General features: G+C 46.5%; 20 protein-coding genes. 13 read left to right on the top strand and 7 right to left on the bottom strand.

Annotated features, from left to right (window positions below):
• Positions 1–204: 204 nt before the first annotated feature.
• On the top strand, positions 205–753 hold the full coding sequence (locus tag CLC91_RS02870; protein ID WP_095497441.1) for a hypothetical protein: 549 nt from the start codon (positions 205–207) through the stop codon (positions 751–753).
• A 16-nt stretch (positions 754–769) separates the two neighbouring features.
• Here CLC91_RS02870 and cysK read toward each other — a convergent pair whose 3' ends face one another.
• Positions 770–1,753: a cysteine synthase A gene (cysK, locus tag CLC91_RS02865; protein ID WP_095499964.1), complete on the bottom strand. Its 984-nt coding sequence runs from the start codon at positions 1,751–1,753 to the stop codon at positions 770–772.
• A gap of 171 nt (positions 1,754–1,924) precedes the next feature.
• Between cysK and CLC91_RS02860 the strand changes: the two genes are divergently transcribed.
• The 3 genes from CLC91_RS02860 to CLC91_RS02850 all read left to right on the top strand — a co-directional run bounded on the left by CLC91_RS02860 (position 1,925) and on the right by CLC91_RS02850 (position 5,374).
• Positions 1,925–2,383, top strand: coding sequence for an Lrp/AsnC family transcriptional regulator (locus CLC91_RS02860; protein ID WP_095500027.1), 459 nt, complete (start codon positions 1,925–1,927; stop codon positions 2,381–2,383).
• A 96-nt stretch (positions 2,384–2,479) separates the two neighbouring features.
• Positions 2,480–3,184, top strand: a complete 705-nt coding sequence (locus tag CLC91_RS02855) for a peptidylprolyl isomerase (protein WP_095499963.1) — start codon at positions 2,480–2,482, stop codon at positions 3,182–3,184.
• 153 nt (positions 3,185–3,337) lie between these two features.
• Positions 3,338–5,374, top strand: a complete 2,037-nt coding sequence (locus tag CLC91_RS02850) for a M13 family metallopeptidase (protein WP_095499962.1) — start codon at positions 3,338–3,340, stop codon at positions 5,372–5,374.
• Positions 5,375–5,424: 50 nt separating this feature from the next.
• Here CLC91_RS02850 and CLC91_RS02845 read toward each other — a convergent pair whose 3' ends face one another.
• Entirely contained in the window at positions 5,425–5,709 is a 285-nt protein-coding gene (locus tag CLC91_RS02845) for a DUF1840 domain-containing protein (protein WP_095497437.1), read from the bottom strand.
• Between the two features lie 135 nt (positions 5,710–5,844).
• On the opposite strand from CLC91_RS02845, the gene CLC91_RS02840 reads away from it, so the two are divergent.
• Both CLC91_RS02840 and CLC91_RS02835 read left to right on the top strand, forming a co-directional pair.
• Positions 5,845–6,462, top strand: a complete 618-nt coding sequence (locus tag CLC91_RS02840; RefSeq protein WP_095497436.1) for an NAD(P)H-dependent oxidoreductase — start codon at positions 5,845–5,847, stop codon at positions 6,460–6,462.
• Positions 6,459–8,438, top strand: a complete 1,980-nt coding sequence (locus tag CLC91_RS02835) for a monovalent cation:proton antiporter-2 (CPA2) family protein (protein ID WP_095499961.1) — start codon at positions 6,459–6,461, stop codon at positions 8,436–8,438. The genes CLC91_RS02840 and CLC91_RS02835 overlap by 4 nt, the downstream gene beginning before the upstream one ends.
• Here the strand turns inward: CLC91_RS02835 and CLC91_RS02830 are convergent.
• Complete coding sequence (locus tag CLC91_RS02830; RefSeq protein ID WP_095499960.1) at positions 8,381–9,283, bottom strand: LysR family transcriptional regulator; 903 nt, start codon at positions 9,281–9,283, stop codon at positions 8,381–8,383. The genes CLC91_RS02835 and CLC91_RS02830 overlap by 58 nt on opposite strands.
• 148 nt (positions 9,284–9,431) lie before the next feature.
• Here CLC91_RS02830 and CLC91_RS02825 point away from each other — a divergent pair, with 148 nt between their 5' ends.
• From CLC91_RS02825 to CLC91_RS02815, 3 genes are all read left to right on the top strand, one after another.
• Entirely contained in the window at positions 9,432–9,935 is a 504-nt protein-coding gene (locus tag CLC91_RS02825) for a lactoylglutathione lyase family protein (RefSeq protein ID WP_095497433.1), read from the top strand.
• A gap of 179 nt (positions 9,936–10,114) precedes the next feature.
• A complete protein-coding gene (locus CLC91_RS02820; protein WP_095499959.1) occupies positions 10,115–11,416 on the top strand; it encodes a L,D-transpeptidase family protein in 1,302 nt (433 codons plus the stop codon).
• A 230-nt stretch (positions 11,417–11,646) separates the two neighbouring features.
• Positions 11,647–12,135, top strand: coding sequence for a DUF882 domain-containing protein (locus CLC91_RS02815; protein WP_095497592.1), 489 nt, complete (start codon positions 11,647–11,649; stop codon positions 12,133–12,135).
• A 115-nt stretch (positions 12,136–12,250) separates the two neighbouring features.
• On the opposite strand, the gene CLC91_RS02810 is transcribed toward CLC91_RS02815, so the two are convergent.
• Both CLC91_RS02810 and CLC91_RS02805 read right to left on the bottom strand, forming a co-directional pair.
• The gene (locus CLC91_RS02810) at positions 12,251–15,076 is read right to left on the bottom strand and encodes an FAD-binding and (Fe-S)-binding domain-containing protein (protein ID WP_095499958.1); all 2,826 of its coding nucleotides are present in this window, start codon (positions 15,074–15,076) and stop codon (positions 12,251–12,253) included.
• A 34-nt stretch (positions 15,077–15,110) separates the two neighbouring features.
• Entirely contained in the window at positions 15,111–16,787 is a 1,677-nt protein-coding gene (locus tag CLC91_RS02805; RefSeq protein ID WP_095499957.1) for an L-lactate permease, read from the bottom strand.
• A gap of 410 nt (positions 16,788–17,197) precedes the next feature.
• Here CLC91_RS02805 and CLC91_RS14945 point away from each other — a divergent pair, with 410 nt between their 5' ends.
• Positions 17,198–17,356, top strand: coding sequence for a hypothetical protein (locus CLC91_RS14945; protein WP_158220681.1), 159 nt, complete (start codon positions 17,198–17,200; stop codon positions 17,354–17,356).
• Positions 17,357–17,362: 6 nt separating this feature from the next.
• Here the strand turns inward: CLC91_RS14945 and CLC91_RS02800 are convergent, their stop codons facing one another.
• Positions 17,363–19,285: an alkaline phosphatase D family protein gene (locus CLC91_RS02800; protein ID WP_095497428.1), complete on the bottom strand. Its 1,923-nt coding sequence runs from the start codon at positions 19,283–19,285 to the stop codon at positions 17,363–17,365.
• 115 nt (positions 19,286–19,400) lie between these two features.
• On the opposite strand from CLC91_RS02800, the gene CLC91_RS02795 reads away from it, so the two are divergent.
• Entirely contained in the window at positions 19,401–20,348 is a 948-nt protein-coding gene (locus CLC91_RS02795) for an aldo/keto reductase (protein ID WP_095497427.1), read from the top strand.
• 24 nt (positions 20,349–20,372) lie between these two features.
• Here CLC91_RS02795 and mmuM read toward each other — a convergent pair whose 3' ends face one another.
• Positions 20,373–21,290, bottom strand: coding sequence for a homocysteine S-methyltransferase (gene mmuM, locus CLC91_RS02790; RefSeq protein ID WP_158220680.1), 918 nt, complete (start codon positions 21,288–21,290; stop codon positions 20,373–20,375).
• 220 nt (positions 21,291–21,510) lie between these two features.
• Between mmuM and purE the strand changes: the two genes are divergently transcribed.
• Together purE and CLC91_RS02775 are read left to right on the top strand one after the other, a co-directional pair.
• Positions 21,511–21,993, top strand: coding sequence for a 5-(carboxyamino)imidazole ribonucleotide mutase (purE, locus tag CLC91_RS02780; protein ID WP_095497424.1), 483 nt, complete (start codon positions 21,511–21,513; stop codon positions 21,991–21,993).
• Positions 21,993–23,087 carry a 5-(carboxyamino)imidazole ribonucleotide synthase gene (locus CLC91_RS02775; RefSeq protein ID WP_095497423.1) on the top strand — a complete coding sequence of 365 codons (1,095 nt, stop codon included), beginning with the start codon at positions 21,993–21,995 and terminating at the stop codon, positions 23,085–23,087. The genes purE and CLC91_RS02775 overlap by 1 nt, the downstream gene beginning before the upstream one ends.
• Positions 23,088–23,103 lie beyond the last annotated feature (16 nt).

The following is a 23,103-nucleotide window of genomic DNA, read 5'->3' as shown; positions in this document are numbered from 1 at the left end:
AATCAATGAGTAGAAAGGGATCCGGATCGAGTTTTTCTTGTCTGAGCCGACCAGTTACCTAGGAATTAACAACTGAAAACCAACCCAAAGGTTACAAAGTGATTACATTTAGGCGCTAAAATCACCTTTCTAGAGGAAGCACCTTGATTAGCCATTCACCTGTGCCCGATAATTCGCCACCTAATTTTGGTTTGGAAGTCTGCTATGAAGTTTGTAACCGCGATTGTTGTGATTATTGGCGCTACCCTCTCGACCTCAGCGATGGCGAACATGCCCACCAATATGCAAACGAGCACGACGAAACCGGACAAGCCCATGTTTATTGCTTTGATGGCGGATTACTATGCAGCGGAGCAAAAAATGTATGGGTTGACGATAGCGCCGCATCACTACGATTGGGATTATCCTAATTGGGGTTACTACTTAGGTTACGCTCAATCCAAACAAAATAAGTGGCAAGACGATGGCGTCAATTTTAAAAGGCAAGATAGGATGTGGCGCTTTGGTCTCAGCTACTCCATTACCGCCGGTTTAAGCGTATATGGTGGCGCAGCTTATCTGCAAGATATTACCCAAGAGCAAAGCCAAATCATGCCCATGATGGAGGGCGCTGAACCGCAATGGTTTAAGTCGACAGACGTAAAATGGGGTGCTGAAACTGGACTAAAATATGCATTTAGTCAAGGTTGGGTGATTGCGCTGGGCTACAACAGCGCAACCGAAAGCACCCTATTAAGCATTGGCATACACTAACGTAAGCCCCTGCAGCCTAGAAGTCGAACAGCTCGGTGCTAATGTAACGCTCAGCGTTGTCCGCCAAAATGGTTACGATGGACTTACCTTTACTGTCGAGTCTAGCCGCCACGCGCTTGCAAGCATTTAACGCGGCGCCAGAGCTAATTCCAACCGGCAATCCTTCCTGTTGAGCAATAACTCTTGCCTGCTCAAGGGCATCTTCATTGGTTACCGTCATAACTTCATCAATTAGGTCCAATCGCAAAATGTCTGGGATGTGACCAGAGCTCAGTCCTTGCAGTTTATGCACCCCACTGCGACCTTCTGAAATAACCGGACACGAAGCGGGTTCAACCGCCACCACATGCAAATTCGGGTTACGCTCCTTTAAGGTCGCGGCGATGCCAGAAATGGTACCACCGGTGCCAACACCCGCAATTAAAATATCCACTTTACCATGAGTATCGTGCCAGATTTCTTCGGCAGTACTATGGGCGTGCATGTTGGCGTTAGCGCTATTGCTGAACTGATCCAGCATCACAGCGTTTGGACGTTCAGCGATCATTTCTTTGCAACGATCAATAGCGCCTTTGGTTCCAAGCGCTTTTGGCGTCAGCTCTAGCTTGGCACCGTATAATTGAATCAGCTTACGTCGCTCGATAGACATATGCTCTGGAATAACAATGGTAAGAGGAATCTTTTTCATGGCACAGATCCAAGCGCACGCTACCCCGTTATTTCCCGACGTTGCTTCAATAATTTCTGTGTCAGGGCCAATAGTGCCGTTAGCGATCATCGCTTCAATCATTGCCATCGCTGGGCGATCTTTGATAGAGCCTGCCGGATTAAAGGATTCAATTTTTGCCAACACTTCGCCGTGCAACTGATGCGCTTTGGCAAATCGGCTCAACCGCACCAATGGTGTGCAGCCAATGGTTTGAGTGATGTCATCAAAAACTTTACCGCGACTTTGAACTTGAGGTTGATGCTGACTGGCTAAGGTTGGTAAAGCTGACATTTATGACTCCCGAATCGATAAAAATGACCAAAAAACTGTTAATTAAATATTGCCAGCATTTAATGAGAAGTAGTTTTCTTTATCGATAAAACTTCAGCTTACTATTGGAAAATTTTTTCGTCGTAGATATCATAATTAAAAATTATTACCTACAAGGGAAGGATGATGAAGATAGACAAGTACGATAAGCAGCTTATTAAACTATTACAAACCGACACCACTCAGTCGGTCAGCGAACTGGCAGCTCGAGTCGGACTCTCCTCCACCCCTTGTTGGCGTCGAATTCAGGCGTTAGAAAAAAACGGTGTGCTTACTCGTCGAGTGGCATTGGCAAACGCTGAAAAGCTGAACGTTGGTTTATGTGTGTTTGTAACCGTTAGAACCAATCAACATAACCCTGAATGGCTGGAGAAATTTGCCCGGTTTACCGAAGAAATGGACGAAGTCGTGGAGTTTTACCGGCTCAGCGGCAATGTGGATTACTTATTAAAAGTCATGATTCCAGACATGAAAGCCTATGACACCTTTTATAAACGATTAATCCAACAAGCGGACTTTTCCGACATCAGTTCAAGCTTCGCCATGGAACAAATAAAGTATACGACCGCGCTGCCAGTTGATTATTTGTAATAATCACGGTTTATTGTAAATTTGCCGTAGCGATTCACCCCGCGGGTATGTTAGCCTCCTGATTGAAATTTAGCGGTATTCAAACGGATAATAATAATGAAAAAATCACTCCTATGTTTGGCGGTACTTGTGCTTGCCGGTTGTGGCTCTGAAGATGACCCATTCGATCCAAATGCTTGTAATTACGCGCCATTGACCATTAACCCCAGTCAAGCAACCTTAGCCAGCCCTGATGCCGGTAGCTACTTTGACTCGTTAGGCTCTACCCCAATAAGCAAAGCGGACTTCAGTCAAGACATTTGCTACGATCTTGAAACCACGGCAGGCACCATCACCCTCGCTTTGGATCAAACCAATGCCCCGGTTACCACAGCAAACTTTCAAGGGTATGCCGACTCTTCATTCTATGAAGATACGCTGTTTCATCGCGTAATCAGCGACTTTATGATTCAAGGCGGCGGCTATATCAGCGGTTTAGAACGTAAACCAACGGATGCCCCCATTATTAACGAAGCCAGCAATGGTTTGAAAAACGAGCGCGGCACCATCGCCATGGCTCGCACCAGTGATCCTGACTCCGCCACCAGCCAGTTTTTCATTAATCACGTCGATAACCCTGATCTTGATTACATTGAAGGCGAAAGTCACGGTTATGCCGTTTTCGGTCAAGTGGTAGCAGGCATGGACATAGTAGACTCCATTGCTGGGCAGCGCACCTACGCTGTATGCGGTTTCAGAGACGTTCCGGTGACACCCGTCTTCATTAAAAGTGTCGAAGTGGTTAACTGTCCGGTGCCTTAGTTAGGTAACCCTTCAAGTATCATCAAAAAACCTAGCCTTTATGGGCTAGGTTTTTTTTGGCAAAAATTGTCTAAGTTGCTTTTTTTAAACTACTTTTAGTTCAGCAGCGCATCGCCTTAGCGCTCACATTAAAAGAGTAAAGGAGTAACAACAATGAACTATAAATGGTTATTGATTGGCTGTAGCTTGGCTTTGGCCAGTTGTCATCAAACCTCAACTAACACCGATACCGCCCAATCCTTAACCTCAGGTTTGCGCTTGCAGAACATGGATATCTCGATAAAGCCCGGTGACGACTTTAACGCTTATGTCAACGGCGCCTGGATTGAGAAAACCGAAATACCCGCAGATAAAAGCAGTTACGGCTCGTTCACTTTACTCCATGATCAGGCACAGGCCGATGTAAAAGCCATTATCGAGGAAGCGGCTAGCGGTAACGCGGTTCAAGGCAGCGACGAGCAAAAGGTGGGCGCCTTGTATGCTTCTTATGTGGATCAAGCTGGCCGCGATAAATTGGGATTGAAACCCATTCAAGACGCTCTGGCACGCATCGATGCCCTTCCTAATAACCAAGCACTCGCTCGCTATTTCGCAAAGGTCAATAAAATCGGCGTCGATGTGCCCTTGCAGCTAGGGCAATATACCGATTTCAAAGATCCTAACATTTACATGATGTATACCTGGCAAGGCGGTTTGGGGTTGCCAGACCGCGAGTATTACTTCAACGAAGATGAGACATCAGTAGAGGTTCGAGCAGCCTATCTCGACCACTTAAAATCGATTCTATCCATCATTGGTGTTAGCGATGCTAGAGCCTCCGCCGAAAAAGTGTTCGCACTAGAAAAACAACTGGCCGGCGAACACATGAAAAAAGAAAAAACCAGAGACATGGTGGCGCTTTATAACCGCATGACTTTGTCGCAATTAAGCGAAGCCATGCCTAATTTTGACTGGAATGGCTACCTAGAAGAGGCCGGTATTGCCGGTATCGAATACTTGGTGGTGCCTCAAGTGGACTACTCTAAGGCGCTGGACAAGATAATCACTGACGTACCTCTAAGTACTTGGAAAGATTATTTAAAATGGCGTTATGTAGCAGCCCATCGCAACTACCTCACCAGTGAAATCTACAAAGAGACCTTTGATTTTTACGGAAAAACCTTATGGGGCGTAGAACAGCCGCAAACACAATGGCGTCGCGGTGTAGACATTGTTAATCAACACCTTGGGGAGGTGGTGGGCAAAGTCTATGTGAAAAAACACTTTCCGCCGCAAGCGAAAGCTCGAATGGAGGTGCTGGTTGCTAATTTGATTAAAGCCTACGAGCTCTCGATAAAAGACTTGGATTGGATGGGGGAAGATACTCGAGCTCAAGCCTTAGACAAACTGTCGAAATTTACACCTAAAATTGGCTATCCCGATAAATGGCGTGATTACTCTAACGTTGAAATGGCCAGCGATACCCTAGTAGCCAACATTCACTCTGCCAAGCTAGCCGATTATCAGCGCCAAATTGAGCGTCGAAACGATAAGGTCGATAAAAGTGAATGGGCAATGACTCCGCAAACCGTTAATGCTTATTACAATCCCCCGCTCAATGAAATTGTGTTTCCCGCCGCTATTTTACAACCGCCATTTTTCGACTTAAATGCTGATGACGCGGTCAATTACGGTGGCATTGGAGCCGTTATCGGCCATGAAATTGGTCATGGTTTTGATGATGCAGGCTCCACCTTTGATGGCGATGGTGTGCTTAGAGATTGGTGGACTAAAACCGATAGAGCAGAGTTTAAGAACCGCACCGCTATGCTTATCGAACAATATAACGGCTTCTACTTATTTGATGATTTACACGTTAACGGTGAATTTACGTTAGGAGAAAACATTGGTGATCTTGGTGGATTAAGCATTACTTTAAAAGCTTACTTGCTGTCGTTAAAAGGGCAAAGCGCACCGGTTATGGATGGCTTCACCGGCATTCAGCGGGTATTCTTGGGCTATGGACAAGTATGGGCAAATAAATCCCGAGAAGAATACTTACGTAACTTGGTGGCGTCCGATCCTCACTCGCCCCCGCAATACCGAGTCAACGGTATTGTTCGCAATGTTCCTGAATTTTATCAAGCATTTAACGTAACTGAGTCGCAGAAATTATACCTGTCACCAGAGCAACGCGTGAAAATTTGGTAGTAATGACCTCTTAGCTAAGCCCCGAAGCATCGGGGCTTTTAATGCCCACGTTATTTCCACATTACGTATTCATCATTTGCTAACGCCGAGTCCATTAACTGCAATAGAGGTAGCGCTCGCGTCGACAAACCGATGCTTGGTTGCTCGTCACTGCCGTCTAGCTCTTCATTCAAGTGAGCTAACCCATCCGTCAGCGCTTGTTTTGCTTGCAACACTTGTTCCGGTTTTAACGCTCCAGGGACAGTCGCCGATAGATTGGCCATTTTCAATAGCTGCCTACCCACCTCGTCAAACATCATGATGTCAGCATGGTATTTGCTAGAAAACGTAATCATATTTCACCTCTTACTGAAAAGTAGAACGGTATTTTTTGCTAAAATTTAAGCCACCGGTTAAGTCGTAGCAAAAAATTAACAAAACTGCTTAAATTTCCGATAATCTTAGAGTAATCGCATTTGTCTGGGTTTACTATGAAAAACAATAAGGTGTTGATCCTATTTGCACATCCGGCGCAAAGCCGCTCCGAAGTCAATTTACCCTTGTTTAGAGCAAGCCAACGCATTAAAGGGGTTACCTGCGTTGACTTATACGCTGAATATCCTCGATTCCGCATTGATATCAAACGAGAACAACAGCGCCTGCTCGACCACGACGTGGTGATTTTTATGTTTCCGTTATTTTGGTATTCAACACCCTCTATTTTAAAAGAGTGGCAAGATCTGGTGTTGGAATATGGCTTTGCTTATGGCTCTGAAGGGAATGCTTTACACGGAAAAACTCTGATGTGCGCCATCAGTGCTGGCGGTGCTCAAGAGGCGTACCAAAGAGGCGGCATTAATCACTATCATATCGACGAGCTACTCACACCGATTGAGCGCACTGCTGCCCTCATTGGAATGAACTATTTGCCACCCTATGTTTTGTTTCATGCTCGCACCGCCGCCGACGAGCAACGCCTGACACCGCATATTGAACAGTGGCAAAGCATAGTCTCCACCCTGCAAAGTAATGAATTGGACTGCAATGCGCTTAAGGCACTTCCGATGTTTCAGGAGTTGCAAAACATCGCTAAGGGAGTAACCCAATGACCGGCTATTTACTGCAAGCTTTCATCTATTTAGTGGCAGCGGTTATCGCTGTTCCCATAGCCAAACGATTAGGCTTAGGCTCGGTACTCGGCTACTTGATGGCCGGCATCATTATTGGACCGATTATTGGTTTGGTTGGCTCAGAGACCGCTACCATTCAGCATTTTGCGGAATTCGGCGTGGTCATGATGTTGTTTTTAGTGGGCTTAGAATTAGAGCCCAAAATGCTGTGGGGCATGCGCCATAAGCTGCTGGGGCTAGGTGGCTTACAACTGGGGTTAACCGCCATTGCGGTTTTTGCCATTTGCTTGCTGTTAGGCTTGCATTGGAGCGTCGCCTTAACCTTAGGCTTATTGCTGTCGCTATCTTCAACCGCCATTGTGCTGCAAACTTTCAATGAGAAAGGCCTTTCTAAAACGGAAGGCGGCCGTAACGCGTTCTCGGTATTGCTGTTTCAAGACATTGCCGTAATCCCCATGTTAGCGCTTATTCCACTATTGGCTGTACCTGAGTTAATGGCCAGCAGTGAAGCTCTGGCCAACGCGGCAGAGCATCACCCCGAGCTGTCATTAGTTGCTCACCTACCCACGTGGGCCTATACCTTAGTTATTATCGCTTCCATCGTGGCTGTGGTCGTGGGCGGCCACTATTTATCGCGGCCACTGTTTGCCTTTGTCGCAGCGGCAGGCATGCGTGAAGTGTTTACCGCAACGGCGCTAATGCTGGTGATTGGTATTGCCGCGTTAATGGGGCTAGTGGGCTTGTCTGCAGCGTTAGGTACCTTTTTAGCCGGAGTCGTGCTGGCTAACAGTGAGTTTCGACACGAGCTTGAGGCCAGTATCGAGCCCTTTAAAGGCTTATTGCTGGGGCTGTTTTTCATTACCGTTGGCGCTGGCATCGATTTTAACGTGTTCGCCGAGTATTGGTGGATGGTCATTGCCGCAACGCTTGGCTTAATATTATTAAAAGCAGCGGTATTGTTCCTTTTAAGTGTTATTTTCAAAATTAAAGGAAGCGATCGCTGGCTGTTTGCTTTAAGTCTTGCTCAAGCCGGCGAATTTGGCTTCGTGCTGCTTGGCTTTAGCCAACAAAATGCGGTGCTATCAGCTGAAATAGCAGCACCTGTGGCGTTAATTGTGGCGCTTTCTATGCTGCTAACCCCTGGGTTATTTATCTTGTTCGAAAAAGTGATTTTGCCAAGATATCAAAATCAAGAGAACCAGCAACCGAACGATACCATCGACATCACAGGAACCGTTATCGTCGCCGGCATTGGCCGTTTTGGGCAAATTGTCAATCGCCTGTTGGTGGCCAATGGCGTAGAAACCGTAGTTTTAGATAGCCAGTTCAGCCAAGTGGAATTATCACGCCGATTCGAAGTGCGCAGCTATTTTGGTGATGCCAGTCAACCTGATCTATTGCACACGGCAGGTATCGAACACGCCAGCATGATTGTGATTGCCATTGACGACCAAGAGCGGGCCGTCGAAATTTGTAAGATGGTAAAGCGCAACCACCCTCACGTAAAAGTACTCACTCGCGCCTTTGACCGTGGTCATGGTTATCGTCTCCATCAGGCTGGAGCCGATTTCATCATCTCCGAAACCTATCAGTCGGCGTTGGAGCTAGGTCGAGAAGCGTTGCAACAGCTTGGCATGCATCCATTCTCAAGCCATCACATCAAGGCGACCTTTGAAGATATGGAGCAACAGCACCACAAAGAACTGTACCGCGCTTGGGAGAAAGTCACCGAGGACGACAAGTATGTTGCGGATTTCAGAGAGCTATATATTCAATTAAATTCGCGCATCAGCGAAGCCTTTGCAAAGGATAACCACAGTGGCCACGACATTGAGGATCGCGGCTGGACACCGCCACCTAAAGACTACACCGAAGAGCTAGAAGTCATTGACCCTACTCAAGTAAACATAGATGTAGACCCGGATAAAGTCGACGAAGTTAAGGCTGATAGGTAGTCCATAAACCACACGTACCGCTTGGGCAAGGATTGCCCTTTGCGGCGGGTTAGATAGCGAGGTTCCACCACCTTACTTGGCAGCTCAAGTACGGTAATAAGCTGTGCTTGATGAAAATGGCGCAACGCACTGACAGGTAACACCGTAAAGCCGATGCCCTGTGCAACGGGCTCCAATATTTGCCCCATCTGATTAACGTAGCCTTTAACCGGAATATCCTCGGTTCCGATTTCAAAGTTAGCCTGCAACACTTGCTCTAAATAATAACCACCATCGGGGTGATCGATAAACCCGATTGATTGCAGGTTTTCAAGCGTTGGTTGTGGCTCGGCCGTTTTAGGGATAATAACCACCAGCGGCTCCGGCTCTAGCTCAGTTTGTACAAGTTTAACCTTGTCAGAACGACGGCTCATCACGCCCACATCAATATCAACGGAAAGCAGCTGTTGTTCGATTAGAGTATTAGGTGCCGCCTCCAACGCCAACATGAGCTCTGGGTGTTGGCGTTGGTAAACCAGCCAGTCTGGATAGCAAAAATAAGCGAGCGCACCAGACATGGCAATTCGACACTCACCCACACCCACTTCATCTTGTTGTAACTGGCTTAAAAGCAATTGCTGCTGTTGTTGCATCCTCAGTCCGTAGCGATGCAGCTTTTTGCCAGCCGCGGTTAATTCCAGTGGCTTAGCTTCCCTGTCCATCAATTCCACACCCAACTGTTGTTCGAGCTTGGCTAAATGTTGGCTGACACCGGGCTGAGTCATGTGAAGCGCTATTGCGGTTTTGCCAAAGTGACGGATCTGAGCCAGTGCTACAAACGTGGTTAGCCATTTTTGATTAATCATGATGCCTGCGCCCTTGTGGCTTAATTAATTCGATTTACCTTTACTTAAATAATAACGTTAATTTATCAAAACAATCAAAAACAATAATTTTTTATTTTAATTATTACTGTCTACACTGTAACCATCAACTGAACCAAAGGACATTACAATGACTCAAACTTATCCAAGAAACTTTTCTCATATTGGCATTTCGGTTCCGGATTTAGAGGCGGCCGTTAAATTCTATACCGAGGTACTGGGCTGGTATCTCATCATGGAGCCCACCGAAATCGTCGAGGATGATAGCGCCATCGGTGAAATGTGTACCGATGTATTTGGCAGTAATTGGAAGTCGTTTCGCATCGCCCATTTATCCACCGGCGATCGCATTGGCGTAGAGCTGTTTGAATTCAACAATCAGCAAAATCCAGAAGACAATTTCGAATACTGGAAAACCGGCGTGTTTCACTTTTGCGTGCAAGATCCGGATGTTGAAGGATTGGCAGAGAAAATCGTTGCGGCCGGTGGTAAGAAGCGTATGAAAGCTCCTCGTTATTATTACCCCGGCGAGAAACCGTATCGCATGATCTACATGGAAGACCCGTTTGGCAATATCCTAGAGATCTATTCCCACAGCTATGAGCTTACCTACTCCGACGGAGCCTACCAGTAGAAACCCAGTGGGGACGTACCCCTGTTTTTTTAAAAGCTAACTATCAATGAGTTAGCAACATAGGGTACGTCCCCAAGCTAGTAGCCAGTGGCGGCGTACCTCTATTTTTCGGGAGAAATTTGCAAGATGGTTAATCCCAGCCATACTCATTAAACAACCCATGTGCGCATGAGTGTCTAATGTGTCCACTGCAACTCCGCTTTGCATTGGCCGGACTCTGTATACTGTCGCAGAGTGCGTTGCTTGTTGCACAAGCGAATGAGAGTCTCACCACCGAGCAACAACGTTTGGTGATGACATCCGCTTGGCAAAACCTCAATGAGCCTTTGTATGACAGTAACTTTTCTATTGCTGAGTTTTGGCAAAGCTTTGATGGTCAACTAATGCTTCCTGAGCTTTCTCATTCCGCTGAAGTTGCTAACATAGCTGACGCATTTTTAAACGACCCAAATCGAAACGCAGTGGTCAATCGTTTACAACACCTGAATCGACTGAGCGATGAAGATTGGCCCGAACTAGCATTCGTAGCTAACCACCGTTTACACAGTCGCCATAGCCAAATCAGCCTGATAAAACAACGCTTAGTACTACTGGGGGATCTTGCTCAACAAGATGAGCTCAACGACCTATACGATGATGCGTTGCTAAGCGCTCTAAAAGGATTTCAACAACGCCACGGCTTAGTCTCTGACGGCGTGATCGGGCACCAAACCCTAGCCCAGCTAAATCGCTCTCCAAATGAAAGGCGACAGCGCTTAGCTAGAGATTATCTGTCGCGCATCTATTTACAGGCCCATTTACCGGCAAATTACGTGTTGGTCAATATTGCGGATTATTCCATAGCACTCTCCCTTGAAGGAGAAATCAAATTTCAAGGTAAAACCGTGGTTGGCAAACCTCAACGCCCAACTCCGTTAATGCAAACCAGCATCAAAAGCCTTATTTACAATCCAACCTGGACCGTACCTGGCAAACTAGTTTCACGCGACATATTGCCTAAGGCTATGCAAGACAATCGATATTTAGAGCAACAAGGGTTTCAAATACGCGATGCAAAGGGAAATTTACTGGAGAGTAGCGCTATTGACTGGACTGACGTCACGGATTTAGACCTACCCCTTAGATTCACCCAACAACCGGGACCTAACAATGCCCTTGGCAAGGTTAAATTCTTCTTAAATAACGAGCGTGCAATTTACTTGCACGACACCCCCAATCAGCACCACTTTAAACACCCACAACGCGCCTATTCTTCTGGGTGTGTTCGTGTAGAGAATGCCCAACAACTTGCCTCTATCATAGGCGCCAGCGATTTTGTGAATGCCGCCGAATACTCTGAGGTCCACCACTCTGATAAGGCCAATCATTGGCTTGCATTATCCACACCACTGCCTCTGTACACAGTGTATTTGACCAGTTCCGTGGAAAGGGGCTCCTTGCCTCGATTTCAACCGGACATTTACAACTTCTATACAAATTAACTACATAATTGAATCAGGCCTGACTTTTTTGTATAAAATTTAATCAAAGCATTGCTTAAGTAAAACAGTACGTTGCGATTAATTGTGTGGTTTTTGTTCGATTTGGTGCGTTGATTCTATTGTATGATTTGATAAATTGCCTCTTCATTTTTTGTGGAGAAGCTATTTTGAGTGTTATTAGTCGTCGCCAATTTGTTCGTGGGATCGCAAGCGCTGCAACCCTTGCAGCCATGCCTAAAGCATTTGCTCTAGGATCGAATGAAATAGCAAACCATGCCCCCAAAACCTTATCCATGTACAATCGTCATACCAATGAACACCTAACCAGTGTATTTGAGTTCGAAGGGCAATGGGTAGCCGAAGGCATTAATAAATTCAATAATTTACTTCGTGACCATCGGCAACACATTGCTGGCCACATGGACCCTAACTTATTTAATCTAATTTGGCAGTTACAAAACCGCTTAGGCAATCACGATGAAATTCACATCATCAGCGGCTATCGTTCTCCTAAAACCAATGCCATGCTCGCCGCTCGCTCAAGCAAGGTCGCCAAAAAGAGCTACCACATGAAGGGAATGGCTATCGATTTAGCCATGCCAAACGTACCGTTAAAAGAAGTACGAGATGCAGCAATTGAATTAAAGCTTGGCGGGGTAGGCTATTACGAGCGTCACGGCTTCGTTCATGTTGATACCGGTCCTGTCCGTCGTTGGTAACAAAACCTTTTCTTTCAATCAATAAAAAACCCCCAATCTTGGCTGTCCAAGGATTGGGGGTTGTTTCATAGGTTGCGCTTTTTTATCAGCTTTAAGAAGTTACTTACAACACGGGTTAGCGAGTAGTTTCTTCAAGCAAGTAAGCAACGTGGCGGTATGGAATACCAGATTGCTCAGTTAAGCCAACTTCACAAGTACGGTTAGCGTAGTAGCCTTCAGAAACGTCAGCTGGCAATAACTTCTTAATGTTACGAAGCGCGCTTACTTTAATTTCTGGTTTGTACAAGCCTTTTTCACCAGCATAACCACAACAATCAATGTTTGCTGGGCGCATTACGCTTTCAGCACAAGCATTGGTTACAGCAATCAATTTTCCGTCTAGGCCGCCAGTTTTGGCAGAACAACCAACGTGAAGAGCAACGTGCGCTTTCTTGTTGATGGTTAGCTTATCAAGCATGTTGTCGTGCATGAACTCAACGAAATCAACGATGTTGATCTTGTCGGTTAATGACTTATCAGCTTTCAAGGTACGCTTAGTACAAGACAAGGCATCAACGATAACAGTTAGCTTACCGCCTTCGGTTAAGCTTGCTACGTTTTCAATGAGCTCTTTGCGTTTCGCATCAGCGTTCGGGAAGTCACCTTTAGATTCCCACAATTGGCCACAGCATAGGTCACGAGCATTAGCTGGGGTAACTACGTTGTAACCTGCACGCTCAAGTAGCGTTACCACTACTTCAGGTAGGCTGCGCTTGTCAGTATCGATTGGCGTTGGACCGAAGGTACGGCCACCACACGCTGGGAAGTAAACTACGGTTTCGCGGTTTTCTTTCAACGGTGGAAGCTTAGGCATTGCACCACCTTTAGGGAAGTCTTTATTCCAGTATGGAACTTCCTTGGTGATCATGCGCGCCGCTTTCATGATGCCACCAGTAACCGTGGTGCCGGTTAATTTATGGATAGTACCAAGTACGTTAAAGCCAGTGCTTAATACAACGTTCACTTTACCCCAGTGCTTCGCTTGTAAGTCAAGGAAAGCTTGCTCGGTTTTAGTGATGTACGGAGTACGTAGGTTACGTACTAATTGACCCATGTTGTTGTTAACTGGGCAAGCAATGGTACATAACTGACATGCCGCACAGGTATCAACTACGTCGTACTTAGAGTCGGCACGAAGCTTATCAGCTTGCTCTTGTTGACCTTCTTTCTCTAAACGAGCGATTTCACGAAGAGTCGCAATACGTTGACGAGGTGTTAGGTTAAGCGCGCTGGTGGGACAGGTTTTCTCACAGAAACCACACTCAATACAACGGTCAACGTAACCATCAACCACAGGAGCTGATTTAATGTTCTTAACGTGAATTTTCTTGTCATCGTTAAGAATTACGCCAGGGTTAAGAATGTTTTGTGGATCGAAGATGGCTTTAATGCGCTTCATCATAGTGTAAGCGTCAGCACCCCATTCCATTTCCACAAACGGCGCAACCGCACGACCGGTACCGTGCTCAGCCTTCATTGAGCCGTCGTACTTGTCGATAACCATCACCGCGACGTCATCCATAAAGGCTTCGAAACGATCAATGTCTTCTTGAGTCTCAAACTTCGGTGTAATAATGAAGTGGAAGTTACCGTCTAACGCGTGACCGTAAATCACACCTTCTGGGTAGCCATGTTCGTGGAACAGTTCGGTTAGGTCGGCTGCAGCGCCCGCTAAGTGCTCAGCTTCAAAAGCCACGTCTTCGATAATAACTGAAGTGCCTGGTTCACGCTCACCACCAATGATTGGGAATAAGCCAGAACGCATTGCCCAGTACTCACCAAATACCGCTGGATCAGAGCTGAACTCAACAGGACGTTCGGTTTCGAATACTGACAACTTCTCAATAACGTCTTTGGTGTAAGCCGCTAAGGTGTCGTGGTCATTCGCACGGCTTTCGATCAATAGAATCGCAGCGCCTTCTTGCAATTGGTCTAACCAAGTTGGCATACCTGGCTTGCCGGTAACGGCCTTAATTGAGGCCCAGTCAAGCAACTCAGCAGCGGCAACGCTTTCGCCTTTAATAATAGGGATTGCACGTGCTGCATCAACCATGTTGAAGAATACCGCCATTGCCGAAGCTTTAAAGCGAGACTCATCAACGGTTAGGTAAGTTACTTCGTCAATGAAGGCTAGTGTACCTTCAGAGCCAACCATCAAGTGGTTAATCAATTCAAATGGGTCTTCAAAGTCAACCAAGGCATTCAAGCTATAGCCAGTGGTGTTCTTGATAGAGAACTTCTTACGAATGCGATCCGCAAGTACTTGGTTGTTTTTAGTCAGCTTAGCCAACTCAACCAAATCACTTAGAAGTTGTGGATGGCTTTCACTAAAGGCTGCTTTTGACTTTTCACAACCAGTATCCAACTCGGTGCCGTCTGCAAATACGATTTTACAAGAAGCAATGGTCTGGTAACTGTTTTGATGAGTACCACAGCACATACCAGAAGCGTTGTTGGCAACAATGCCGGAAATCATAGCAGAGGCAAGAGTTGCTGGATCTGGACCAATTTTCTTATCAAGCGGTTTTAGAGCAGCGTTGGCGTCAGAGCCAATAACCGCTGCGCCTAAGGTGATTTTGCTGTGGTCTTCGCTGATTTCCAATTTGCGGAATCCATCGTGGCCCAAAATCAACAAGATGCCTTCACCAACGGCTTGTCCCGATAAGCTGGTACCTGCTGCTCGGGAGGTCACTGGCGCTCCAAATTCACGGGCTACTTCTAAAGTCGCCTTGGCTTGCTCTACATCGTCAGCGTGTACAACAACTTCAGGTACAATGCGGAAATAACTGGCATCCGTCGACCATGCGAAACGGCGTACGTAATCGTCTGTTACTCGCTCATTACCTAGACGTTCACGTAATTTCGCAACGACCTGGCTATAGTCAATATTACTTTTACTCATCATAGAACTCTTTAATTTATAAATTCAAAAACGCTTAAGCGAAGCCGCCCCAGAAGAATGCGATAGTACCCGCAACCATGGCGTAGCCCAGCGCTACTGGCATTGTTTTACGAATAATTTCCGATTCTCTACCGGCCATACCGACAACAGTAGCCGCGGCAACAACGTTCATTACACACATCATGTTACCGGCGTTAGCGCCGATACCTTGTAGACCTAATATCAAGGCGTGATTAAGTCCTGCACTGTCTGCAACACTGTATTGAAGACCTGAGAACATCATGTTGGAGAAAGTAGCAGAGCCGGACAAGAATGCACCGAAGATACCGACAACTGGCGCCATCCACTCCCAGATGCTGCCTAAGCTGCCTGCTAACGAGTTGGCCAATGCTACTGGCATTGACTCTAAGCCTGCTCCGTTGTGACCTGAGTTAAGGAAGATTTTCACCATTGGCACCGATGCACCCAAAGAGATGATGGTAGGAACCATGGATTTACAAGAAGTTGATACGCTGTTTTTAATGGCGGTATTGTTCATCTTGAACAAGAAGAAACCAATAACACACACGACCACAAAGAAAATGCCAGGCGCGTAAAGGGTTGCAAAGCCCGCCTTAAGACCGGTTCCGAATAACAAGTCCATACCAAAGAAGTTGGTAAAGTCGATGTTAAAGCTAACCAACCAAGATTTAAGCGGCGCAACAACGCGTGATAGCACCAACAAGGCAGCCATGATTAAGTAAGGAGACCATGCCGCTACTTGTGAAATTTCAAGCTTTTGCTCAGATCTAACTTCAGTGGTTTTGTCTTGCTCAGTACCTTCTTGGTGGGCAAAGTCGTGCCACACTTGCTTAGGCAATAAGAAACCTTTCTTAGCCACTGGAATAACCAACGCCATGCCTACTAGGGCACCAATAACTGATGGGAATTCAGGACCCGCGACGTAGTTAATTAACCATGCTGGAATGGTGAATGCGAATCCGGCAAACAATGCGAATTTCCAAACACCCAAACCTTCTTTAAAGGATTTGTTCTTACCAAAAAAGCCCGTTAATACACACACAATGACCAATGGCAGCAGCGAACCGGTAATTAAGTCGATGGTGATCATGTGCATGGCGATGTACTGGGCATAAGATGCGAAGTCACCAAATTGTGCGATTTGCGCTGCAGCCATGCTTTGGCCACCTTCCATTAAGCCTTGCTCCATACCGAACAGAACCGGAAGACCAATGGCTCCAAAAGACACAGAAGTGGAGTCAGCAATTAGGGCAACAACGGCCGCCGCTACCGGTGGAACACCAAGCAGAACAAGAAGTGGCGCACCAATAGCCGCTGGCGTACCGAAACCAGCAGAGCCTTCGATGAAGCTACCAAACAACCAACAAATGATAATGACCTGAACTCGAGCATCACCGTTAATGTTTGTGAAACCCGCACGAATGGTGTCCATTGCGCCGGAAAACTTTAAGGTATTCAGTAAGAATACAGCACCAAAAATAATGGTCAGTGGCGTAATTGCGGCCAATAAGCCCTCAACGACAGAAGCACCAAGAATGGTGCCGTCCATGTTCCAAATGAAGAAAGCAGCCAACGCCGTTACAACAGCGGAAATAGGCATCGCTTTAGATGCTGGCATGCGCAGCAATACTAAAAATAGCAATACGGCAATGATTGGCGATAAACTCGCAATAGTCTGCAAGAAGGTCATGTGATCCTCAGTTCTTTATGCTTTTGTGAATAGATTCGGGGCATACTAAACTGCATATTCAGAAAGAAAAACTTGATCAATCTCATGCAACATACAATGAAAATCAAAGCAATCAGTACTCTGTGAGACAGATCCCGAGAATCTATCTCGATGGCTACTTTTTAAACCGATCCACTTTTGCTTATAAGCCCACCACTTATCACGTTTCAACAAGTTCTTAACAATAAAAGTAAAGTATAAGAACACCAACTTATGCATAAAAATTGTGGAATATGTGAACCGACAAATGCTGGTTGACGTTTCAAGAGTGCAAGCCACGATTATTTAATCGTAATTAGAGAAAATTAAATCTTGCAAATGCAAATGATAATAACTATCATTACCACCATTAAGGATTTGAGGAAGTATGTATGACCCTATTAATATCAGCCATCGCTCTGCTGGCCATTGCATTGCATTATTGCGCCGCTGGGAACCCTAGCTCACTTACCTGGTTGAACCGAGTAGCAGGACTTACCGTATTCTGTGGCGTGGTAGAGCTGGCGCTCAATTACAACGTCTTGATCTAGCCTTAGCTAATCCCAGTGGCTTTGTTCATCCAAAGCTTGAAACTGGACCTCTTGGCCGTTGGAGCATAATTGGGTAATCTTGCTCGGCCTACCCTGCTCGTCAAAACTCACCAAACCAATACCAGAGGCATTTAACAATCGTTCTCCCTTAGCGGCATCCGCAGGTTTATGAGGTGTCACCTTCATCCGTCTGCGTTTATTAAACCAATTCAGTGGCGATTGCGGCGCGTACAACCATCGATTCAACCGATCCAAAATATCCAGCAATGTCTTAGGGAAGGTGTTTTTAATACCAGAGCTGGTAATTTGCCAAATATCAGGCCCCCCGCTTTGCCCCCGTAATGTGACTTTAAAAACAAAAGAATAATGAACATCGCCAGAAAGAATGGTGAAATGCTGCGGCGTTTTGGGATGGCTAAACATATTCAGCATGGTGTTGGCAGAGCCCGAGTGAGCCATCCAGTTTTCAGCGTCAATGACTAAAGGCTGACCTAGTTTGGTGAATAACGATTGTATGATTTCAATAAGTTTTACCCCAAAAACCGGAGCCGGCGAAACCATAATCACCGACTCTTTTCCCATGAGCGTGAGTTGTAATTCGGTTAAGGACTCCCAATCCATTAAACCAGATGGCGCCGCTAATTTGCGCTCCGAACGCCAGCGATTCGTGCGCGTATCTAACACCACCAACGCCGGTTCAAGATCCCACTGAAAGTGCCAATGTCTGAACCGAAATAGGCGCTCAATCAGTTGTTGATGCGCATCAGAACCGGGCGTTAACAACGCTGACTGAAGCGGCGATAGCACTTCTTTAAATACCTCTGGCGCGTTTCCCCAGCCTTGATTAATAGCATATGCAACTAAGGCATTACCTATGATTCGCTTCGAGAATGGATGACTATAGGACGCTTGCTCCCACGCTGCCGACAAGTTCCAGTCATCAGTCACATCGTGATCATCAAAAATCATTGCCGTGGGCACATTAGCCAGTAGTCGTTGAACCTTATCTAAACCACGGCGAAATTGATCAAGCATCTGCTGCTGTTGCTGATACTCAAGCAGTTGTTTAGGCGACAACCCCGCTAACTCAACCGGTTTGATATTGCTCCATAATGCGGGCGACCACACCAGTAGATACATCACCAGCACTTCTGCTAACGACACTAAATGATTATGAGCACTGGAAGAGGTGAAGATGGGTTTTCGAACGCCTTTAAACAAGGTTTTCAGCGGACCACTGGCGCTGGATAATTGAGGCAACAAGGATTGCCGGTTTTGATAATAAGGTTCGCTGGTATGTAAGCGACTCGATAGCGCAACCACCGACTCGCAAAATGGCTCCTCAGGTAATTCCAACTGAGCAATCGCTTGATGAATCGCCACCAGCATTGGGGTTGCTACGTCATCAGCGTATATTTGATCGCCACTTAATAACAATAAGCTTGGCCACTCCTGCTCGGGTAACTGAGCTAACCAGTTATCCGCCCGAACCAACCCATCTGCGCTCTCGTGATGAGGTTTTCGACAAGAGCCGTGCAAAATATTGTCTACTTTTGGCTTGATAATAAAGCCAGGTGAATCGCGATTGGGGTAACAAATATAGGGAGCCCATTGGCGATAGTCTAACGCTTGAGAGGAGCCTTTTGGGGTCAAATGAAATTGGTACCCAATCCAGGTATTGAGCGGTAATTCCTGTTTTAACGGCAAGTCTACTAATAGGTAGTGCAGATTGTCAGATCCGGTGAGCCAGCAACAATGTTGCTCGATATCCCCTAAATCAACTTCGGTTGATCCACTAGGTAGCAAGCTTAACGCCACCTTAGGGCGCTGCGACAATGCCATCCAAAAGGTTAACCGCTTTGAGGTCATTCTGCGTAAAATAGGCCCGGCCAAAACCAAAGGCAGTGATTTGTATTGCTCTTCGTCCATGACATTGCCTCACGCATAAAAAGGTTTCCTTAGAAATATACCATCAAATGCTAGACTTAACCTTCAAATAACCGCAGCATTAAGCCTTACCCTCACGATAACAAAAGGACTTGGTATGAATGACAGCCACAACAAGCTTATTTTTGGTTGCATGGGCCTTGGAGGGGATTGGCAAAATCCTCACATCAGCGATGACGATAGGCGGTTGGCAAACTCAGCAATTGATGCGGCATTGGATGCTGGCATTCGTTGTTTTGATCACGCCGATATCTACACCCAAGGTAAAGCCGAACAACTATTTGGGGAAATACTAAAGGCCCGACCGAATTTACGCAAAGAGATTAATATTCAATCTAAATGCGGCATCCGATTTGCCGATGACAACGCTCCGGCCCGTTACGATTTTTCATTGGACTGGATTACCTCATCGGTGGACGGAATATTAACTCGCTTAGGCATTGAGCAATTAGACGTACTGATGTTGCACCGCCCTGATCCACTCATGGAACCAGAACAGGTGGCCCACGCCTTTGATACCTTGCTGCAACAAGGAAAAGTGAAGCAGTTTGGCGTATCCAACATGAACGCAACTCAAATGCAATTTTTGCAGCATTATTTATCGCAACCTCTTGTGGTTAATCAAGTGGAGTTGAGTTTGGCCCACCGTGCTTTTATTGAAGACGGTATCAGCAGCGGCAACTCGGCCATGGCACCGGTAAACTACGGCACTGGCACTCTGGAGTACTGTCGTTTAAATAAGGTGCAGCTGCAAGCTTGGGGAAGCTTAGCCAAAGGTCAGTTCAGTGGAGCAGCCGGCGACGCATCTAATCCCGCAGTTAGAGCTACGGCTAAGCTAGTTGAGCAGCTGGCGCATGAGCATCAAACGTCTGCCGAGGCCATTGTTCTTGCTTGGCTGATGCGCCATCCGGCCGACATTCGCCCCATCATTGGCACCACCAACAGCCAACGCATTCGCGATTGCGCGAAAGCACACAAGGTAACGCTCTCAAGGGAAGAATGGTATGGGCTGTGGGTATCCGCTCGAGGACAAGGCATGCCTTAATAGCTTGCGAAGTAACCGACTATTTTACTGGTTAATATGTTGGCTCAGTCGCTTGATGTCGTCAGCATCGATTTGGCAGCAGCCACCCACGGCTAACACGCCTTGTTGTACCCATTGTTGCGCATAGTGGTGTAAAGGTTTGCTGGTTTGCGGCGCTATCCACGCCTTAGTGGTGGCATCGTAACGAGCTCCGGAATTCGGATACACCAAAATGGGTTTATTGCACTGCGACTGAATGCGACTGATAAGCTCACTAATGGTCTCAATGGCACTGCAATTAATGGCTATTGCCTGAGTATTACTCGATTGCTCAACGGCGCGCGCTACCTGCTCAATCTCACCGCCATCATTAAGGTGCTGACCATCTTGGCAGCTTAAGCTTAGCCAGTTGGGCATGGCACACTCCTCACCTAACGCGATCACTATTTGCGCCTCTTGCCAGCTTGGAATGGTTTCAAAGGCTATAATATCGGTGCTGTGCACATTCAACAGTTGGAGTCTTTGTCGGTGAAATTCATACAGTTGCTCATCGCTTAAGCCGTAGCGACCATGATATTCGGCGCCATTGGCGAGTATTGCGCCGTAGGGGCCTACACTTGCGGCGACCAGTGGCCGCTCACCTCTGTGTTGATCGTTTACGAATTGCGTTACCGCTTGATTAGCTAGCTTGCTGGCAAGCCCCATGGCACGCACAGCCTCTGAGTCAACCAATCCCATCTTTTGGAAGCCAGCAAGCGATGCTTGGTAACTGGCACTAATGATGCACTGCGCTCCGGCATTCAAATAATTCAAATGAGCTTGCACGATGGCCTCGGGCGCTTTTACTAAAAGCTTTGCAGACCAAAGCTCATGATTAAGCTTGTACCCCAGACGTTCAAGCTCGGTCGCAAGCCCACCATCAAGGATAATGGGACTGGAAAACCGAGCTAATGGCGACGTCATCATGAATCTATTTACCGCTTTATCATTGCACTTTAGTCTTCATAATAATGACAAAGTTGAGCGAATAGCAAAGCCTCAACAAGCACAGTTGCGATCTATCGAAATTTTCTCGTTTATTTGCCCCCTAAAGCTTTGGTATAGTGCTCTGCCTAATCAAAGTGATCGCCATCAACTATGGTGACAATAACAATACGCATTTGATATCTGATAAAGGAAACTTATGTCCACCTCTTTAAAAGTTGCCATCATCATGGGTTCCAAGTCTGACTGGCCAGTCATGCAAAAAGCCACCGAAGTTCTAGAGCAACTTGGTATCGCCTATGATGCCAAAGTTGTGTCAGCCCATCGCACACCCGAGCGCCTTATGGAGTTCGCAAAAAATGCCGATAAAGAGTATCAAGTGATTATTGCTGGCGCAGGTGGCGCGGCGCACCTGCCGGGCATGGCTGCTTCAATGACCTGGTTGCCGGTAATTGGCGTTCCAGTAACCAGCAAAGCACTTAAAGGAATGGACAGCCTGTTGTCGATTGTGCAAATGCCAAAAGGCGTTGCTGTGGCGACTCAAGCCATTGGTGAAGCGGGTGCATTTAATGCTGGACTCATTGCTGCTCAAATGCTTGCCATCCACGATCCTGAACTACAAACCAAACTAAAAGCTTGGCGCAAGAACCAAACCGAAAGCGTTGGCTGGGAGGTAGAGTAATGAAAGTAGCCATTGTTGGTTGCGGTCAGCTTTCTCGGATGATGGCGTTAGCTGGCATCCCTTTAGGTGTTGAATTTTGCTTTATTAAAGACGACTTGTCGCAAGATAACCGCTGCATCAATGAACTAGGCAGCATCCATGACATTCCTCAAAACTGGCAAGACGCGCAACAGCTGCAGCAATGGTGGCAAAGCCTAGGCAATCCCGATGTGATTACTGTGGAAAAAGAGCAGGTAGACATAGCGTTTATTCGTGCGCTTAATCAGCTTTGCCCTGTTTATCCAAACCCTGATGCCATTGCCGTGTGTCAAAATCGCCATAATGAAAAGAAGACCTTGGCCCATCTAGGCATTGACAGTGCCGCTTTCGTTTTCGAACAAAGCGCTGCGGTTGTTGAAACGCAAATTGGGTTACCTATGGTTGCTAAGTCTTGTACCGAAGGCTATGACGGTAAAAATCAATGGGTGTTGCGCAATAATGCTGATGTAGAAGCATTCGATGCCAGTGAGCACAGCAATTTTATTATCGAAGCCTTCATTCCATTCCAGCGGGAAGTATCGCAAGTATCGGCTCGTGATAAGCAAGGCAATATAAAGCACTATCCGATTACTGAAAACGTGCACCAAAACGGAATTCTAAAACGCAGCATTGCGCCTGCGCCAGGCATTAGCCAAGCGCTGACCAAAGCCGCTCAAGAGGCAATGGAAAAATTACTGGTTGAGATGGATTACGTTGGCGTGCTAGCCATTGAATTCTTTGACGTTAATGGCCGTTTGATGGTGAATGAATTGGCTCCACGGGTTCACAACAGTGGCCACTGGACACAGTTGGGCAGTTTGACCTGCCAATTTGAAAACCACGTACGCGCCATCACTGGACAAGCCTTGGGCGATGTAGGGATATTAGGCAAAGCAGGCATGTTTAATCTAATTGGTAACCCACTACCGGATACCCATAGTTTATCGGCAGCAGCCAAACTTAATTGGTACAACAAAACCGTTAAGCCCAATCGAAAGCTGGGGCACATCAACTGCATTGCCGACAGCTATGAACGCTTAAACAGTTTATTGGATGATATCGATAGCAAAGTTTAAGAGGGCCTAGTGGCCC

This window comes from Paraferrimonas haliotis, assembly GCF_002282895.1.
Classification (GTDB): Bacteria; Pseudomonadota; Gammaproteobacteria; order Enterobacterales; family Shewanellaceae; genus Paraferrimonas; species Paraferrimonas haliotis.
This window is presented reverse-complemented; position numbering and strand designations above follow the sequence as displayed.

What these genes read in the sequence shown, in the direction of transcription:
- CLC91_RS02870 (WP_095497441.1), top strand. Translation starts at nt 205, where the DNA reads ATGAAGTTTGTAACCGCGATTGTTGTGATTATTGGCGCTACCCTCTCG.
- cysK (WP_095499964.1), bottom strand. Translation starts at nt 1,753, where the DNA reads ATGTCAGCTTTACCAACCTTAGCCAGTCAGCATCAACCTCAAGTTCAA.
- CLC91_RS02855 (WP_095499963.1), top strand. Translation starts at nt 2,480, where the DNA reads ATGAAAAAATCACTCCTATGTTTGGCGGTACTTGTGCTTGCCGGTTGT.
- CLC91_RS02850 (WP_095499962.1), top strand. Translation starts at nt 3,338, where the DNA reads ATGAACTATAAATGGTTATTGATTGGCTGTAGCTTGGCTTTGGCCAGT.
- CLC91_RS02845 (WP_095497437.1), bottom strand. Translation starts at nt 5,709, where the DNA reads ATGATTACGTTTTCTAGCAAATACCATGCTGACATCATGATGTTTGAC.
- CLC91_RS02840 (WP_095497436.1), top strand. Translation starts at nt 5,845, where the DNA reads ATGAAAAACAATAAGGTGTTGATCCTATTTGCACATCCGGCGCAAAGC.
- CLC91_RS02835 (WP_095499961.1), top strand. Translation starts at nt 6,459, where the DNA reads ATGACCGGCTATTTACTGCAAGCTTTCATCTATTTAGTGGCAGCGGTT.
- CLC91_RS02830 (WP_095499960.1), bottom strand. Translation starts at nt 9,283, where the DNA reads ATGATTAATCAAAAATGGCTAACCACGTTTGTAGCACTGGCTCAGATC.
- CLC91_RS02825 (WP_095497433.1), top strand. Translation starts at nt 9,432, where the DNA reads ATGACTCAAACTTATCCAAGAAACTTTTCTCATATTGGCATTTCGGTT.
- CLC91_RS02820 (WP_095499959.1), top strand. Translation starts at nt 10,115, where the DNA reads ATGTGTCCACTGCAACTCCGCTTTGCATTGGCCGGACTCTGTATACTG.
- CLC91_RS02815 (WP_095497592.1), top strand. Translation starts at nt 11,647, where the DNA reads ATGCCTAAAGCATTTGCTCTAGGATCGAATGAAATAGCAAACCATGCC.
- CLC91_RS02810 (WP_095499958.1), bottom strand. Translation starts at nt 15,076, where the DNA reads ATGAGTAAAAGTAATATTGACTATAGCCAGGTCGTTGCGAAATTACGT.
- CLC91_RS02805 (WP_095499957.1), bottom strand. Translation starts at nt 16,787, where the DNA reads ATGACCTTCTTGCAGACTATTGCGAGTTTATCGCCAATCATTGCCGTA.
- CLC91_RS14945 (WP_158220681.1), top strand. Translation starts at nt 17,198, where the DNA reads ATGACCCTATTAATATCAGCCATCGCTCTGCTGGCCATTGCATTGCAT.
- CLC91_RS02800 (WP_095497428.1), bottom strand. Translation starts at nt 19,285, where the DNA reads ATGGACGAAGAGCAATACAAATCACTGCCTTTGGTTTTGGCCGGGCCT.
- CLC91_RS02795 (WP_095497427.1), top strand. Translation starts at nt 19,401, where the DNA reads ATGAATGACAGCCACAACAAGCTTATTTTTGGTTGCATGGGCCTTGGA.
- mmuM (WP_158220680.1), bottom strand. Translation starts at nt 21,290, where the DNA reads ATGACGTCGCCATTAGCTCGGTTTTCCAGTCCCATTATCCTTGATGGT.
- purE (WP_095497424.1), top strand. Translation starts at nt 21,511, where the DNA reads ATGTCCACCTCTTTAAAAGTTGCCATCATCATGGGTTCCAAGTCTGAC.
- CLC91_RS02775 (WP_095497423.1), top strand. Translation starts at nt 21,993, where the DNA reads ATGAAAGTAGCCATTGTTGGTTGCGGTCAGCTTTCTCGGATGATGGCG.